Below are 12791 nucleotides of genomic sequence, written 5' to 3'. Positions count from 1 at the left end.
ATGGCCGGCGGGCGATCGGATCGAGCAGGCGCTACATCAGGCCGGGCGCGGCAGCGCCAGCCCGGGTTCGCGCCGGTGTTGCGCTGGGGTGGCCTTGGCAGCGTCGGCCATCTTGAAGACGCCGACCACGCGCGCCAGCTGGCGCGCCTGGTCCTGCATCGCGGCGGACGCGGCGGCAGCTTCCTCGACCAGCGCCGCGTTCTGCTGGGTGACCTGATCCATCTGGGTGACGGCGTCGTTGATCTGGCCGATGCCGGCACGCTGTTCCTCGGTGGCGGCGCTGATCTCGCCGATGATGCCGGTCACGCGCTGCACGCTGCCGACGATCTCTTCCATCGTGGTGCCGGCCTGGTCGACCAGGCGCGCGCCGCTGCCGACCTTGTCCACCGAGTCGGTGATCAGGTCCTTGATTTCCTTCGCGGCTGCGGCCGAGCGGTGCGCCAGGCTGCGCACTTCCCCGGCGACGACGGCAAACCCGCGGCCCTGCTCGCCCGCGCGCGCCGCCTCGACCGCCGCATTCAGGGCCAGGATATTGGTCTGGAAGGCGATGCCGTCGATGACGCCGATGATGTCGGCGATCTTCTGCGACGAGGCGTCGATCGAGCGCATCGTGTCGACCACCTGCGCTACCACGGCGCCGCCGCGTGCCGCCACGTCGCTGGCCGCCGCGGCCAGCTGGGCGGCCTGGCGCGCGTTGTCGGCGGTCTGGCTGACGGTCGAGGTCATTTCTTCCATCGACGACGCGGTTTCTTCCAGCGCGCCGGCCTGCTGCTCGGTGCGTGCCGACAGGTCGAGATTGCCGCTGGCAATCTCCGACGATGCGGTGGTGATCGCTTCCGACCCCTCGCGGATCTCGCGCACGATGCGCTGCAGCTGGCCGTTCATGTGCTGCAGCGCTTCCTGCAGCTGGCCGATTTCATCCTTCGACTCGACCTGCGGGTCCGCGCTCAGGTCGCCATCGGCCACGCGCCGGGCCACCTCGACCGCCCTGGCGACCGGACGCACGATGCTGCGGGTGAGCCAGGTGGCGCAGGCGATGCTGAGGGCGATCGCCAGGCAGCCCAGCAGGACGACCATGTTGCGCGCCTTGTGGCGGATGTCTTCGATGCGCTGGTGCAGCTGGTCCAGGCGCGTGCGCTGCAGGGTCAGCAGCGCGCCGATCGATTGCTGGTAGACCTCGGCGGCGGGCAGGTAGACCTTTTCCAGCACTTCGTTCGACGCTTCCAGCTGGCCGGCTTCCTTCAGCTTGAGTGCGCGGTTGCGGCTGTCCTGGTAAGTAGTGCGGACGCTCATCGCCTTGGTATAGGCAGCCTTTTCCGCCTCGCTCGTCAGCATCGGTTCGAGCTGCTTCACGTACTCGCTCGTGGTGCGGTTGGTTTCCTCGGTGCCCTTGGCAAAGAATTGCACCAGCGAGGTGTCGCTGCTCTTGATGATCGCCGAGGTGCGGGTCACCGACACGTTGGTGTTCTTGCTCCAGTCGCTGGCGAGGCGCTCTTTCTTGATCGGTTCGTCCAGCATGGCCTGGGCCGCGTCGGCCAGGGCGTTCAGCTGGACGAGGCTGAGGGTGGTGGTGAAGATCGACAGGGCCAGCACGATGGCGAAGCCAAGGGCCAGACGCTGGCCGATTCGCAGGTCGGAAAGAAATTTCATGATGATGGGAAGCCGGTACGCGAAGCACCAGTGGTTTTCGGAGAGATTTTGAACGGCAAAATATGTTCGCATACTAACGAAAATATTGCGCTAAATCAATACGTGGTAGCCGATGTGTGTGCTTCCGCAACATCAGCGGCATGGCGCCGCTGAAGGAAAGATGGCCGCGAAATGGCCGATTATCGGGCGTTACCGGCCATGGCGCGCCGTCAGGACAGGCGCGGCACCAGCGTGGCAACTGCCTGGCGGCGTGGTGCAGCCGGGCGTGCGCGGGCGGCGTCCCCGGTGCCGAGCTTGAATTCGCTGACCACCTGCGCCAGGTGCAGCGCCTGCTCCTGCATGGCACCGGAAGCGGCGGCCGCTTCCTCGACCAGCGCGGCGTTCTGCTGGGTGACCTGATCCATCTGGTTGATGGCCTGGTTGATCTGGCCGATGCCGGCACGCTGTTCTTCGGTCGCGGCGGTGATGTCGCCGATGATGTCGCTCACGCGCCTGACGCTGCCGACGATCTCGTCCATGGTGGCGCCGGCCTGGTTGACCAGCCGCGTACCGACCTCGACCTTGTCCACCGAGTCGGTGATCAGTTCCTTGATCTCCTTGGCGGCGGCGGCCGAGCGCTGCGCCAGCGAGCGCACTTCACCGGCCACGACCGCAAAGCCGCGGCCCTGCTCACCGGCACGCGCCGCTTCCACCGCCGCGTTCAGCGCCAGGATATTGGTCTGGAACGCGATGCCGTCGATGACGGCGATGATGTCGACGATCTTCTTCGACGACGCGTCGATCGAACCCATGGTGTCGACGACCTGTGCGACCACCGCGCCGCCGCGGCCCGCCACTTCCGATGCCGATGCGGCCAGCACGTTGGCCTGGCGCGCGTTTTCGGCATTCTGGGTCACCGTCGAAGTCAGTTCTTCCATCGACGACGCCGTTTCCTCGAGCGAGCCGGCCTGCTGTTCGGTACGGCTGGACAAGTCGAGGTTGCCGCTGGCGATTTCGGACGAGGCGGTGGTGATCGTATCCGCACCCTGGCGGATGTCACGCACCATGCGCAGCAGCTGGTCGTTCATGTGCTTCAGCGCCGACTGCAGCTGGCCGATCTCGTCGCGGCCGCCGCTTTGCGGGTTGGCCGTCAGGTCGCCGGCCGCCACGCGCTGCGCAAGTTCGACCGCCGTACGCACCGGACGGGTGATGCTCAGCGTCAGCCACCAGGCGCAGAGGATGCCCAGGAGCGTGCTCAGTCCGCCGAGCAGCAGGACGGTACGGCGGCTTTCCTGCTTGATCGCCAGGATCTGGCCGCTCAGCTCGTTGACGCGGTCGCGCTGGATCGCGACCAGCTTGTTCATGCCGGCCTGGTAAGCTTCGGCGGCTGGAATGTAGATCTTGTCGTGCAGGTCGTTGGATTCCTGGATCTGGCCGGCCTGCTTGAGCCGGATCGCTTCCTTGCGCCCGCCGGCGTAGCCCTCGCGCAGTTTCATCATCGTGGCAAAGATCTGTTTTTCCTCGACCGTGGTCAGCAAGGGTTCGACGTCCTTCAGGTATTGCTGCGCTTTCTTGTTGGTTTCTTCCGTATTCCTGGCGAAGAACTGGATCAGCGAGGCGTCGCTGCTCTTGATGATGGCCGAGGTGCGGATCACGGCGACGCTGATATTCGCGCTCCAGGCGCTGATCAGGCGTTCTTTCTTGACCGGCTCGTCGAGCATGCGCTCGGCGGCATCGGCGACAGCATTCAGCTTGACGATGCCGATTGCAGTTGTAATGATCGACAGGACGAGAACGATGGCAAAGCCAAGCGCGAGACGCCGTCCGATTTTTATGTTGGCTAGGAAGTGCATGCTTTTAATGACAATTAAGCGGCTTTAAAGGCGAAATATTACACCGCTTCAATTTTGTTGGCTTACGGCAACACTATTGTAAATATTGTCAGCATGCCCGTGACTGTGACCCTTATCCGTTTTTTGCCACTTATTTATTACTTGAAGGATCCCATGTTCAAACCAGGCACATTGTCGACTTTTCATTCCTTGCTGTTGGTGCCGGCGGCGTTGATGCTCAGCCTGGCATTGGCAGGGTGCCAGCGCGAAAAACCGCCCGCCCCAGCCAAACCGGCGGCCTCCCAGCCTCCGGCCCAGCCCGTGCGCACGCGCGACCAGGCGATCGCGTCCGTGATGGCACTGCCCGAAATCAAGACCTGGTCGGAACAGATCGAAAAGGGGTCGCGCGGCGCCGCCCACGGCGCGGTGATCGAAGACGATCCGGCCCCGCGCCTGATCGGCGGCAAGCCGTATTACCAGCTCAGCTTCGTGGAAAACCGCAAGCAGAACATCCACCGCCGCGCCAGCTTCCTGGTGGCGCAGCAGGGTGACGATATCCTGGTCGAAGATGCGGAGACGGATGCGGTGCAGTCGCTGTCGGAGTGGCGGCGCAATATCCGCAATATCGAGCTGAAGTCGCGTTGAAAGATGGCGCACGTCGCAATGACGTCCGGGTATGACGCCATTGCAGCATGTCGATTGAACGTCGGTTCAGTGCTTGCCTTTCTTGCCTGCGCCAAGCTCGCGCCAGTCGCTTTCATCCAGCGCTACGTCGAACTTTTTCGCCGCCGCGCGGATACGCGCCCACGCTTCATCCCGCTCGTGGTCCGTCACATCCTTCACCTGGTCGAAGCGGGCAATGGCATTCCTTACGTGGCTCGCGTCCTCGAGCGGTTCCTTCCGTTGCTTGGGAAAAGCAAATTGTCGGGCAGAGATGGCGTTGCGGTCTTCCTGATCCAGCTTGCTCATGGGGTGCCTCCTCGATATGCGTTGAAACTGGAGCATGATCGATTATGCGTTTTCGGGGCGCCCGGTAATGGTTTGATCGGCGACAAGCCACTATTTCGGGCGGCGCCTATTGTGGGAAGTGCTGCCGGCCGCGCGTAGCGCCGTTCACGCGATTGCCTCATGCGTGTTCAGCGATACCACTCCTCCCCCGGCCGGCAGCACCCTCCCCTGCTACGCACACTACCGCGCTAACTGTCCAGGTGCGAAATCAGCGCCCGCCCTTCCAGCTCGCCTTCCGGCGCGCCATCCACCCCGGCGCGCGCATGGTGCACGTCGACCGATACCCCCACCGCCATGATGTCGATCAGCAGCAATTGCAGGATACGCGAAATCATCGACAGGAAATGGGTGCTGTCCTCGGCATGATCGACCGCCAGGCAGACCGTGGCGCGGCGCGCCAGCGGCGACTGGCTGCTGGTGATGGCGATCACGTCGGCACCGGCGGCGCGGGCGGCGTCGACCGCGGCCAGCAGTTCGGGCAGTCCGCCCGAATTCGAGATCGCGACCACCACGTCGCCCGGCCCCAGCAGGCCGGCGGCCAGCGTGAACAGGTGCGAGTCGCCGTACAGCGCGCTCGGGATGCGGAAGCGGAAGAATTTATGCTGGCCGTCCAGCGCCACCACGCGCGAATTGCCCAGCGCGTAGAACTCGATGCGGCGCGCGCGGCTGACCAGTTCGATCGCGCGGTCGATCGCGTGCACGTCGAGCTGGTCGCGGAATTTCAGGATCGCCGACACGGTGTTGTCGATGACCTTCGCCGACAGGTCGTGGGTGCTGTCGCTGATCCGTACCTGGCTGTGGCGCACCGGGATCGACCCGGTCAGCGAGCTGGCGAACTTCAGCTTGAAATCGGCCAGGCCCAGGAAACCGAGCGAGCGGCAGAAGCGGATCACGGTCGGCTGGCTGACGTCGGCCAGCCTGGCGATTTCGGCGATCGGTTCGTTCAGCACCAGGCGCGGCTGCTCCAGCACCAGCGTGGCGACGCGCTGCTCGGCCGGCGTCAGTTCGTGCTGCAGCTGCTGGATGCGGTCCATCAGCGTATTCGCGCCGCTGCGGCCGCGCAGGTGTTCGGACAGGATGGTCGCCACGCCGTCGAAGGCGACGTGGGGCGTGCTGATGACGAAGGTCGGGATGTCGGCGATGTAGTCCGTGAAGCGGCCCTTCGATTCGAAGCGCGTGCGGAACGGCGAGGTCTTGAACCACTCCTTCAAACGCGGGACGATGCCGCCGCCGATGAAGATGCCGCCGAAGGCGCCCAGCGTCACCGCCAGGTTGGCCGCGGCGCTGCCCAGCATGCCGCAGAAGCATTCCAGCGTCTCGATGCAGAGCGCATCCTTTTCTTCCAGCGCGCCGGTGATGATGGCCGCCGAATCGCGCGTGCGCGCATTCACGCCGTTGCGATGGGCCAGCGCGCGGTACACGATCTCCATGCCGGGGCCGGAGATCAGGCGCTCGTTGGAGACGTGCTTCCACTCGCGCCAGGCCAGCTGCAGCACCGCGAACTCGCGCTCGTCGGCGGGTGCGAAGTTGACGTGGCCGCCCTCGCTGCCCAGCGTGACGAAGCCGTCCAGGGTCGGGATCACGCCGGATACGCCCAGGCCGGTCCCCGGTCCGAGCACGCCGATCACCGCGTTCGGTGCCGGCTTGCCCGAGCCGACCTGCATCAGGTCGTCGGCCTTCAGGCCCGGGATCGCCATCGCCAGCGCCGTGAAGTCGTTCACGATCAGCAGCGTGGTGAGGCCGAGTTCGCGCCGCACCGCATCGGTCGAGAATTCCCAGGGCCGGTTGGTCATGCGCACGTAGTCGCCGCTGACCGGGTTGGCCAGCGCCAGCGCCGCATGGTGCAGGCGCGTGTCGGCGTGCTCCTGCAGGTAGAAACGCAGCAGCGGGACGATGCCGGCGAAGTCGTCGCACTTCAGCACGCGTACCGAGCGGTAGGTGCCGGGCGCGGTCTGCAGCGCGAAGCGGGCGTGGGTCGCACCGATGTCGGCCAGCAGGCGCGGGCCGTCGGCGAAGGCGGTGCGGGTATTGTCCGGCTGTTCCTGCATGCTGTTACGCCTTCAGGGTGCCGAACCAGCCGCCGTAGGCCGGCAGCGTGACCTTGCCATCGGCGACCTCGCCCGGCAGGCCGTGGCCCTCGAGTGGCGCCGCGCCGGCGGCTTGCGGCCAGTCGAACGACAGCGGCTGGTCGGTCACGTTGAACACGGCCAGTACCGGCGCATGTCCAGGCAAGTCGCGCCGCAGGGCCAGCGCCTGTTCCGGCACGTCGTAGAAGGCGATCTCGCCGCGCAGCAGCTGTGGCATGGTGCGGCGCCAATGGATGATGGCGCGCTGGAAGTTCAGCATCGATTGCGGGTCCTGGTCCTGCACCGACTCGGCCAGCGCCAGGTGCTCGGCCGGCACCGGCAGCCATGGGGTGCCGGTGGTGAAGCCGGCGTTGGGCGCCTCGGACGTCCACGGCATCGGCGTGCGGCAGCCGTCGCGGCCCTTGAACTCGGGCCAGAAGGTGATGCCGTACGGGTCCTGCAGCAGTTCGAACGGGACGTCGGCTTCGGTCAGCGCCAGTTCGTCGCCCTGGTACAGGCAAGGGGTGCCTTTCAGGGAAAGCTGCAGTGCCAGCACGAGTTTCGACAAGGCCGGCGTCGGCTTTCCATTTGCCCAGCGCGTCGCCACGCGGATCGCGTCGTGGTTGCCGACCGACCACGAGCCCCAGCCATCCTTGACGCGCTCGTTGAACTCTTCCACCTGGCGGCGGATGTGGGCGCTGGAGAATTCCGGCGTCAGCAGGTTGAAGCTGTAGGCCATGTGCAGCTTGTCGTCGCCCGAGGTGTACTCGGCCATCTGGGCCAGCGCATCGTCCGAGCTGACTTCGCCGATCGACACGGCGCCGAATTCGTCCAGCAGCGTGCGCACCTTCTGCAGGAAGGCGATGTTCTCCGGCTGGGTCTTGTCGTGGATGTGCGCCTGCATGCCGTACGGGTTGACGTCGGTGACGGTCGAGGTGTCGCGCACCAGCGCCGGCGGGTTGCTGCGCAGCTGGCGGTCGTGGAAGTGGAACACGCAGGCATCCATGCGCACGCCGTCGACGCCGCGCTCGAGCCAGAAGCGCAGCGAATCTAGGTGCGCCTGCTGCACGTCCGGATTGTGGAAGTTCAGCTGCGGCTGGCTGACCAGGAAGTTGTGCATGTAGTACTGCTTGCGGCGCGTGTCCCACTGCCACGCCGAGCCGCCGAACACCGACAGCCAGTTGTTGGGCGGATTGCCGTCCGGGAGCGGATCGGACCACACGTACCAGTCCGACTTCGGATTGTCGCGGTTGGCGCGGCTTTCGACGAACCACGGGTGGGCGTCCGCGGTGTGCGACATCACCTGGTCGATCATGATCTTCAGCCCGACGCTGTGTGCCTTGGCGATCAGCCTGTCGAAGTCCTCGAGGGTGCCGAACAGCGGATCGACGTCGCAATAGTCCGAGATGTCGTAGCCGAAGTCCTTCATCGGCGACTTGAAGAACGGCGACAGCCACACGATGTCCACGCCCAGGCTGGCGATGTAATCGAGCTTGGCGGTAATGCCCGGCAGGTCGCCGACGCCGTCACCGTTGGTGTCGAGGTAGCTGCGCGGATAGACCTGGTAGATGATGGCTTCCTGCCACCACGGCGCGTTGTCGTTCGATGAAGGGGTCATGGCTGTGTAGAGTTTGGTAATTTTTACGCAATATACAGGATAGGTCCTGCGCTGACAATCGGCGCCAATCCAGTATATTCTGGCAAATATCCTTAAAAATCATTGGATTAGCATGCATATAGCCGAACAATATCAAGCACAGCAGTAGTCAAACTACATATTCAATGTCACGTGAATGAGCTGGCCGAACAAGTTCTTGTTGCCAAGATGAGCAGGGTTGCATAGGATCGCGGCACGATACACGTCAGGAGACCCCGATGACCCAGACCCCGCCATCGGTAGCAGCCCCCGCCGGGACCGGCCGCATGCCGCGCCAGATCCCCTACATCATCGCCAACGAAGGCTGCGAGCGCTTCAGCTTCTACGGCATGCGCAACATCCTGACGCCCTTCCTGATCTCGTCGCTGCTGCTGTTCCTGCCCGAAGCCCAGCGCGCCGGCGAGGCCAAGGACGTGTTCCACACCTTCGTCATCGGCGTCTACTTCTTCCCGCTGCTGGGCGGCTGGCTGGCCGACCGCTTCTTCGGCAAGTACAACACCGTGTTCTGGCTCAGCCTCGTGTACTGCGCCGGCCACGCATGCCTGGCCGCGTTCGAGGACAACGTGCGCGGCTTCTACCTCGGCCTGTTCCTGATCGCGCTCGGCTCGGGCGGCATCAAGCCGCTGGTGTCCTCGTTCGTGGGCGACCAGTTCGACCACACCAACAAGGACCGCGCCAAGGTGGTGTTCGACGCCTTCTACTGGATCATCAACTTCGGCTCCTTCTTCGCGTCCCTCCTCATGCCGGTGTTCCTGCGCGACTACGGTCCGGCGGTGGCCTTCGGCATCCCCGGCATCCTGATGCTGATCGCGACGCTGGTGTTCTGGAGCGGCCGCAGGAAATACGTGCACGTGCCGCCGAGCGCGGCCGATCCGCATTCGTTCACGCGCGTGGCGCGCACCGCCCTGCTGGCCAGGAAGCCGGGCGCCGGCCGGCCCGGCCTGGCGGTCGCCTGCATCGGCGCGGCGGGTGCCGTGACCTCGCTGGCCATGAGCCCGTCCTGGGGCTTCGTGATCGCCGCCTGCACGGCCCTGGTGCTGCTGCTCGCCTTTGGCGGCATCGGCGTCGCCATGCAGCTGGAACGCGCGCGCGGGATCCACCCCGACGAGGCGGTCGACGGCGTGCGCGGCGTGCTGCGCGTGCTGATCGTGTTCGCGCTGGTGACGCCGTTCTGGTCGCTGTTCGACCAGAAGGCCTCGACCTGGATCGTGCAGGCGGGCGGCATGCTGCGCCCGACGCTGCATCTGTTCGGCAGCGAGTTCCGCTTCGAGCCGGCCCAGATGCAGGCCCTGAATCCGCTGCTGGTGATGCTGCTCATCCCGGTCAACAACCTCGCCGTGTTCCCCGCATTGCGCCGCCTCGGCTGGGAGCCGACCGCGCTGCGCCGCATGACCGCCGGGATCGCGTTATCAAGCCTGTCCTGGGTCGCGATCGGCACCATCCAGGTGGTGATGGATGGCGGCACGGCGGTCTCGATGGCCTGGCAGATCCTGCCCTACGCGCTGCTGACCATGGGCGAGGTGCTGGTCTCGGCCACCGGCCTCGAATTCGCCTACAGCCAGGCGCCGCGCTCGATGAAGGGCGCGATCATGGCCTTCTGGTCGCTGGCGGTGACGGTCGGCAGCCTGTGGGTGCTGATCGTGAACGCCAGCGTGCGCAACGAGACCGTGCTGGCCCACATCGCCAGCACCGGGCTGGGCGTGATGGCCTTCCAGATGTACTTCTTTGCCGCGTTCGCCTTCATCGCCGCATTGGCCTTCGGCTGGTATGCGACACGCTACCGCATGGTAAACAACTACCGTAATGAAGCCGCTTAGTCAGTCCGACAAGCGGTCCCGCTTTTGTTTCACGATTCTCGATTCATGAATAGAACCTTCCCCACCGCCGGCGCCGCATCGATCATGTCGATGGCGCTGCTGGCCGGCGGCGCGCATGCCGCCGTCACCCCCGAGGCCTGCGAAAGCAGCGCCTTCCAGATCAATCAGCACCCGGCCGCCGCCAGCTTCGATGCGCGCGCCGTCTGGCTCGGCAAACGCCTGCTCAAATGGCCGGGCGCCGACGCCGGCGCCGTCTTCAAGCTGTACTACGCAGCGAACGGCACGATCACGGCGCCGGCCGGCGGCAAGGCCGGCGGCGCGAGCGGCTTCATCACGCTCGAGCGCTTCACCGGCACGGTGCCGGCCGCCGCCGCGGCGCGCTTCAAGTACCTGGCCGACGGTCCGGTCCTGCAGGTGCGCGAGAGCGATGCCGACGACGTGCGCGCCCTGCTGCGCCAGCAGCTGGTGCTGGTGCAGGAAGACGCACAGGGCAGCGTGCGCGCCGCCACCCGCATCCAGGTGGCCGGTGCGCTGGACGACCTGTACGCGGCCGCGGCCGGCCTCGACAAGCTGGGCGCGAGCGTGGCCGCCAACCGCACCGCCTTCACCCTGTGGGCGCCGACCGCCCAGCAGGCCGCGGTCTGCATCTACAACGGCCCGGCCAAGCCGACCGGCTCGGTGTACCAGATGCGCTTCGACGACAAGACCGGGACCTGGAGCGTGGCGCTGCCGGGCGACCTCTCGGGCAAGTACTACAAATACGCGGTCGACGTGCCGGTCGACGGCGCCGGCATCGTGCGCAACATGGTGACCGACCCGTATTCGGTCAGCCTGAGCGCGGACTCGAAGCGCAGCTACATCGGGCGCCTGGATGCGCCGCGCCTGAAGCCGGCCGGCTGGGATGCCGCCCCGGCGCCGCAGACGGTGAAGAATCCGACCGACATGGTGGTCTATGAACTGCACGTGCGCGACTTCTCGATCAACGACGGCAGCGTCCCATCCGAGCACCGCGGCAAATACCTCGCCTTCACCGACACCGGCAGCAAGGGCATGCAGCACCTGGCGGCGCTGGCCAGGTCCGGCCTGACCGACGTCCACCTGCTGCCGGTGTACGACATCGGCAGCGTGCCCGAAACCGGCTGCGCCGTGCCGGCCCCCTTCGGCGCGGCCGACGGCCTGGCCCAGCAGGCGCTGGTCAAGGAGACTGCCCAGGCCGACTGCTTCAACTGGGGCTACGACCCGTATCACTACAACGCGCCGGAAGGCAGCTACGCCACCGATCCGGCACGCGCCGAAGTGCGCGTGCTCGAGTTCCGCAAGATGGTCGACAGCCTGCACAAGGCCGGCCTGCGCGTCGGCATGGACGTGGTGTACAACCACACCTTCAAGGCCGGCCAGGACGGGAAATCGGTGCTGGACCGCATCGTGCCCGGCTACTACCACCGCCTCGATGCGAAAGGCGCCGTCGAGCAGTCGACCTGCTGCGACAACACCGCCACCGAAAACCTCATGATGGGCAAGCTGATGATCGATTCGGTGACGCTGTGGGCGACCGAGTACAAGATCGATTCCTTCCGCTTCGACCTGATGGGCCACCAGCCGCGCGCGGTGATGGAACAGTTGCAGCAGAAAGTGAACGCTGCCGCCGGCCGCCAGGTGCAGCTGCTCGGCGAAGGCTGGAATTTCGGCGAAGTGGCGGACGGCGCGCGCTTCGTGCAGGCGTCGCAGCTGTCCCTGAACGGCAGCGGGATCGGCACCTTCAACGACCGCACCCGCGATGCGGTGCGCGGCGGTTCGGCGGGGGATGCCGGCGAAGCGCTGTTCAAGCGCCAGGGCTGGATCAACGGCCTGGTGTACGACCCGAATGCGCATGCAGGACAAGTGCCGGCGGCCGAACTCTCGAGGGCGGCCGACCTGGTGCGCGCCGGCCTGGCCGGCTCGATCCGTTCCTACCCGCTGCAGACCTACGACGGCCAGGTGAAGACGCTGGAGTCGATCGACTACAACGGCCAGCCGGCCGGCTACGCGGCCGAGCCGGGCGAAGTGGTCAACTACGTCGAGAACCACGACAACCAGACGCTGTTCGACATCGGCGTGTTCAAGCTGCCCGCGGGTACGTCGAGCCAGGAGCGCGCGCGCGTGCAGGTGCTGGGCATGGCGGTGGATGCCTTCAGCCAGGGCATCGCCTACTACCACGCCGGCATCGACGTGCTGCGCTCGAAGTCGCTCGACCGCAACAGCTTCAATTCGGGCGACTGGTTCAACCGCCTCGACTGGAGCTACCGCGACAATTATTTCGGCACCGGCCTGCCACCCGAAGCCGACAACGGCAAGGACTATGCGCTGATCAAGCCGCTGCTGGCCAACGCCGCGTTCAAGCCGGCGCCAGGCGATATCGCCTGGACCCGCGACGCCTTCCGCGACCTGCTGGCGGTGCGCGCCAGCTCGACGCTGTTCCGCCTGCCAAGCGCTGCCGAGATCAGGCGCCGCCTGCGTTTCTTCAACACCGGCGCGCAGCAGATCCCGACCGTAGCGGCGGCGTATCTGGACGGCCGCGGCTACGAGGGCGCGGCATTCAACGGCGTGGCCTACTTCATCAACGTCGACAAGATCGGCCACACGGTCGCCGACCCGCAGGCGGTGGGCAAGCGCATGCGCCTGCATCCGGTGTTCACCGCCGCCGGCGTCGCCGACAAGCGTGCCACGCAGGCGCGCTTCGACAGCGCCACCGGCAGCTACGAAATCCCGCCGCGCACGGCGGTGGTCTTCGTCGAGGACTGAC

At 65.9% G+C, this 12791-nt stretch carries 8 protein-coding genes; 3 read left to right on the top strand and 5 right to left on the bottom strand.

What is annotated here, in order from left to right:
- Positions 1 to 36 precede the first annotated feature (36 nt).
- Together FBX97_RS13005 and FBX97_RS13000 are read right to left on the bottom strand one after the other, a co-directional pair.
- Complete coding sequence (locus FBX97_RS13005) at positions 37 to 1650, bottom strand: methyl-accepting chemotaxis protein (RefSeq protein ID WP_141832232.1); 1614 nt, start codon at positions 1648 to 1650, stop codon at positions 37 to 39.
- A gap of 209 nt (positions 1651 to 1859) precedes the next feature.
- Positions 1860 to 3482, bottom strand: a complete 1623-nt coding sequence (locus FBX97_RS13000; protein WP_141832230.1) for a methyl-accepting chemotaxis protein — start codon at positions 3480 to 3482, stop codon at positions 1860 to 1862.
- A 153-nt stretch (positions 3483 to 3635) separates the two neighbouring features.
- On the opposite strand from FBX97_RS13000, the gene FBX97_RS12995 reads away from it, so the two are divergent.
- Positions 3636 to 4106, top strand: coding sequence for a hypothetical protein (locus FBX97_RS12995; RefSeq protein WP_141832228.1), 471 nt, complete (start codon positions 3636 to 3638; stop codon positions 4104 to 4106).
- A 66-nt stretch (positions 4107 to 4172) separates the two neighbouring features.
- Here the strand turns inward: FBX97_RS12995 and FBX97_RS12990 are convergent, their stop codons facing one another.
- From FBX97_RS12990 to FBX97_RS12980, 3 genes are all read right to left on the bottom strand, one after another.
- Positions 4173 to 4430 carry a DUF6582 domain-containing protein gene (locus FBX97_RS12990; RefSeq protein ID WP_141832226.1) on the bottom strand — a complete coding sequence of 86 codons (258 nt, stop codon included), beginning with the start codon at positions 4428 to 4430 and terminating at the stop codon, positions 4173 to 4175.
- A gap of 227 nt (positions 4431 to 4657) precedes the next feature.
- Positions 4658 to 6517 carry a glucokinase gene (locus FBX97_RS12985; RefSeq protein WP_141832224.1) on the bottom strand — a complete coding sequence of 620 codons (1860 nt, stop codon included), beginning with the start codon at positions 6515 to 6517 and terminating at the stop codon, positions 4658 to 4660.
- Between the two features lie 4 nt (positions 6518 to 6521).
- Positions 6522 to 8153 (bottom strand): alpha-amylase family glycosyl hydrolase, encoded by a 1632-nt coding sequence (locus FBX97_RS12980; RefSeq protein WP_185748577.1) that lies wholly within the window; start codon positions 8151 to 8153, stop codon positions 6522 to 6524.
- A 257-nt stretch (positions 8154 to 8410) separates the two neighbouring features.
- On the opposite strand from FBX97_RS12980, the gene FBX97_RS12975 reads away from it, so the two are divergent.
- The gene (locus FBX97_RS12975; protein ID WP_141832220.1) at positions 8411 to 10009 is read left to right on the top strand and encodes an oligopeptide:H+ symporter; all 1599 of its coding nucleotides are present in this window, start codon (positions 8411 to 8413) and stop codon (positions 10007 to 10009) included.
- A gap of 45 nt (positions 10010 to 10054) precedes the next feature.
- On the top strand, positions 10055 to 12790 hold the full coding sequence (locus FBX97_RS12970; protein ID WP_255517451.1) for an alpha-1,6-glucosidase domain-containing protein: 2736 nt from the start codon (positions 10055 to 10057) through the stop codon (positions 12788 to 12790).
- The last annotated feature ends 1 nt before the right edge of the window (position 12791 follow it).

This window comes from Herbaspirillum sp. SJZ107 (assembly GCF_006715485.1).
Classification (GTDB): domain Bacteria; phylum Pseudomonadota; class Gammaproteobacteria; order Burkholderiales; family Burkholderiaceae_D; genus Telluria.
This window is presented reverse-complemented; position numbering and strand designations above follow the sequence as displayed.